The organism is Flavobacterium sp. LM5, from assembly GCF_002017945.1.
Taxonomy (GTDB): domain Bacteria; phylum Bacteroidota; class Bacteroidia; order Flavobacteriales; family Flavobacteriaceae; genus Flavobacterium; species Flavobacterium succinicans.
Genome location: NZ_MUFX01000021.1, coordinates 1 through 3,461, shown reverse-complemented (window position 1 = coordinate 3,461; position 3,461 = coordinate 1). Strand labels below are relative to the sequence as shown.

At 34.6% G+C, this 3,461-nt stretch carries 6 protein-coding genes; 4 read left to right on the top strand and 2 right to left on the bottom strand.

The annotated features are described in order from the left end of the window. Positions 1–570: 570 nt before the first annotated feature. Positions 571–918, bottom strand: a complete 348-nt coding sequence (locus BXU11_RS16615) for a hypothetical protein (RefSeq protein WP_078213339.1) — start codon at positions 916–918, stop codon at positions 571–573. 91 nt (positions 919–1,009) lie between these two features. Between BXU11_RS16615 and BXU11_RS17915 the strand changes: the two genes are divergently transcribed. Then, the gene (locus tag BXU11_RS17915; RefSeq protein WP_189318556.1) at positions 1,010–1,174 is read left to right on the top strand and encodes a hypothetical protein; all 165 of its coding nucleotides are present in this window, start codon (positions 1,010–1,012) and stop codon (positions 1,172–1,174) included. A gap of 260 nt (positions 1,175–1,434) precedes the next feature. On the opposite strand, the gene BXU11_RS16605 is transcribed toward BXU11_RS17915, so the two are convergent. Further along, complete coding sequence (locus BXU11_RS16605; protein WP_139363539.1) at positions 1,435–1,713, bottom strand: hypothetical protein; 279 nt, start codon at positions 1,711–1,713, stop codon at positions 1,435–1,437. A gap of 60 nt (positions 1,714–1,773) precedes the next feature. Between BXU11_RS16605 and BXU11_RS16600 the strand changes: the two genes are divergently transcribed. From BXU11_RS16600 to BXU11_RS16590, 3 genes are all read left to right on the top strand, one after another. After that, positions 1,774–1,980 carry a hypothetical protein gene (locus tag BXU11_RS16600; RefSeq protein WP_078213336.1) on the top strand — a complete coding sequence of 69 codons (207 nt, stop codon included), beginning with the start codon at positions 1,774–1,776 and terminating at the stop codon, positions 1,978–1,980. Between the two features lie 96 nt (positions 1,981–2,076). Then, the gene (locus BXU11_RS16595) at positions 2,077–2,421 is read left to right on the top strand and encodes a hypothetical protein (RefSeq protein WP_078213335.1); all 345 of its coding nucleotides are present in this window, start codon (positions 2,077–2,079) and stop codon (positions 2,419–2,421) included. Between the two features lie 258 nt (positions 2,422–2,679). Then, positions 2,680–3,054 (top strand): hypothetical protein, encoded by a 375-nt coding sequence (locus BXU11_RS16590; RefSeq protein WP_189318555.1) that lies wholly within the window; start codon positions 2,680–2,682, stop codon positions 3,052–3,054. The last annotated feature ends 407 nt before the right edge of the window (positions 3,055–3,461 follow it).

Genomic DNA, 3,461 nt, shown 5'->3' with positions numbered 1-3,461 from the left:
TTTGCAACAAATTCACCTCCATCTAGACTATAAGTATATGGAGCAATACCATTAACAGTTGTATTTACTACATCAATAACAAAAGCACCTTCAGCAGCACAAGCACTGTTAACTACCGCTGTAATGACTGGTGCAGGATCTAATTTACCTCAACAAACTTGTACACAATACAGCCATAAGCATCTCTTACATATACTATATAATGACCTGCTTCTTTATTAAATGTATTACTTGTATGAGAAGCAACAGTAAATGAAGCAGCAGTCGGTGAATATCTAATAAAGCATCAATGACACCAGGAGTACCATTATCAACAAATACTTGATACAAATAAGGAACTGCACTTATGGTGGAGTGGCCGTAAGATCTTCTTTAATCGTCGTTCCGCCTTGTCCAAAAGCCTCAATTATACTTTGTTAATTCCACAATTATCATTCTTATCAGAATTGGCTGTTAAAGTTAATGGTACTACAGATTGTGTTATTGTAAAAGTCTTAGACGAATTGATACAAAGATCAACTGCTCCTACATTATCGTATTCTGTAAATAAAATATAATAAGTACCTGGAATTAACGAATCAGGAATATCAAATCTGCAATAGCACTAGCCTTTGTCACCATACCAGCAATAGCAGGCAAATACTCTACATTAGTTTGAGAATTAAACACTTTATATTTCACATGACTAGTTGCAACATTAAAATCGCTAAGAGTGAAAGAAACTTTTCCATTGCCAGCTCCTTGACAAGTTACATTAGCCGGTGTTATAGCAATATCCAAAGTGGAGAGAGTCTGTGTAGGAGCCTCTGCTTGTTTGAAATAATAACATCTAGTTGTTTCATCATATACAATAAATGAATATGTTACTCCTGGTTTAAACCTGTAAAAAAGATTGTAAATATTGAGGATTTGTGTCATCAACCATATTCAGAGCATCTTGATAAGATGCCATATTATCATCATATTTATATGGTGGTGTAGAAGCAGAAACAATTGGATACAATGCAAAATGATAAGGCCTCCAACTACTTTAGGATTTACTGAAACCAATAATTCTGCTGTACTACAAGATGGAGATCCTGTAATAATAATATCCATCTCCTCTGGTGGAGAAGCCATACTAATCGTTTTGGTCAGTGAACAACCATTAGCATCGGTTACTGTTAGTTCATAAATCCAAAATCTAAAACTGTAAAAGTATAATCTCTCTTGTGTCTGAAATCGCATGTGGAGCTGTTTGAGTTGGTTTTCCAATATTATTAGTCAATGTATAAGTAAAAGGACCGTCTAAAACTACTGGTGGTCCAACATTAGCAACTTTTGAACCCCCAACTAAATTTGTTACAGAAATCGAACCATAAGACAATCCTGCCCCAACGCACGTTATTGGCTGTATATCCTCTTTAAAAGTTATTTTTAAAGGTTCTTTTATCTCTATACTTGTTTTTCAAGGGAGCATCCTTTAGCGTCAGTAACTTTTACAGTATAAAAACCAGCTGGCAAACCAGTAGTTTTGGTTCCATAGGAAGTTGAAGTAGTTGTATTTACAACATCTATTATATAAGGACTTGCTCCCTTATTCGGGTCAATAACTACTGTAATAGAACCTGTTGCATCACCGTTACATAAAATAGTAGAATTTGGAGTCGCTGTAAATTCAGGATTTGTTTTTGGAGCTACAATCACTGTTGAAGTTAAACTACAACCATGCAAAGATACTTATTTGTTTAATTAAACAAATAGCTATTTTGTGGTTGTAGTTTAACTTCAACAGTGATTGTAGCTCCAAAAACAAATCCTGAATTTACAGCGACTCCAAATTCTACTATTTTATGTAACGGTGATGCAACAGGTTCTATTACAGTAGTTATTGACCCGAATAAGGGAGCAAGTCCTTATATAATAGATGTTGTAAATACAACTACTTCAACTTCCTATGGAACCAAAACTACTGTTTGCCAGCTGGTTTTTATACTGTAAAAGTTACTGACGCTAAAGGATGCTCCTTGAAAAAACAAGTATAGAGATAAAAGAACCTTTAAAAATAACTTTTAAAGAGGATATACAGCCAATAACGTGCGTTGGGCAGGATTGTCTTATGGTTCGATTTCTGTAACAAATTTAGTTGGGGGTTCAAAAGTTGCTAATGTTGGACCACCAGTAGTTTTAGACGGTCCTTTTACTTATACATTGACTAATAATATTGGAAAACCAACTCAAACAGCTCCACATGCGATTTCAGACACAAGAGGAGATTATACTTTTACAGTTTTAGATTTTGGGATTTATGAACTAACAGTAACCGATGCTAATGGTTGTTCACTGACCAAAACGATTAGTATGGCTTCTCCACCAGAGGAGATGGATATTATTATTACAGATCTCCATCTTGTAGTACAGCAGAATTATTGGTTTCAGTAAATCCTAAAGTAGTTGGAGGCCTTATCATTTTGCATTGTATCCAATTGTTTCTGCTTCTACACCACCATATAAATATGATGATAATATGGCATCTTATCAAGATGCTCTGAATATGGTTGATGACACAAATCCTCAATATTTACAATCTCTTTTTACAGGTTTAAACCCAGGAGTAACATATTCATTTATTGTATATGATGAAACAACTAGATGTTATTATTTCAAACAAGCAGAGCTCCTACACAGACTCTCTCCACTTTGGATATTGCTATAACACCGGCTAATGTAACTTGTCAAGGAGCTGGCAATGGAAAAGTTTCTTTCACTCTTAGCGATTTTAATGTTGCAACTAGTCATGTGAAATATAAAGTGTTTAATTCTCAAACTAATGTAGAGTATTTGCCTGCTATTGCTGGTATGGTGACAAAGGCTAGTGCTATTGCAGGATTTGATATTCCTGATTCGTTAATTCCAGGTACTTATTATATTTTATTTACAGAATACGATAATGTAGGAGCAGTTGATCTTTGTATCAATTCGTCTAAGACTTTTACAATAACACAATCTGTAGTACCATTAACTTTAACAGCCAATTCTGATAAGAATGATAATTGTGAATTAACAAAGGTATAATTGAGGCTTTTGGACAAGCGGAACGACGATTAAAGAAGATCTTACGGCCACTCCACCATAAGTGCAGTTCCTTATTTGTATCAAGTATTTGTTGATAATGGTACTCCTGGTGTCATTGATGCTTTATTAGATATTCCACGACTGCTGCTTCATTTACTGTTGCTTCTCATACAAGTAATACATTTAATAAAGAAGCAGGTCATTATATAGTATATGTAAGAGATGCTTATGCTGTATTGTGTACAAGTTTGTTGAGGTAAAATTAGATCCTGCACAGTCATTACAGCGGTAGTTAACAGTGCTTGTGCTGCTGAAGTGCTTTTGTTATTGATGTAGTAAATACAACTGTTAATGGTATTGCTCCATATACTTATAGTCTAGATGGAGGTGAATTTGTTGCACAAACA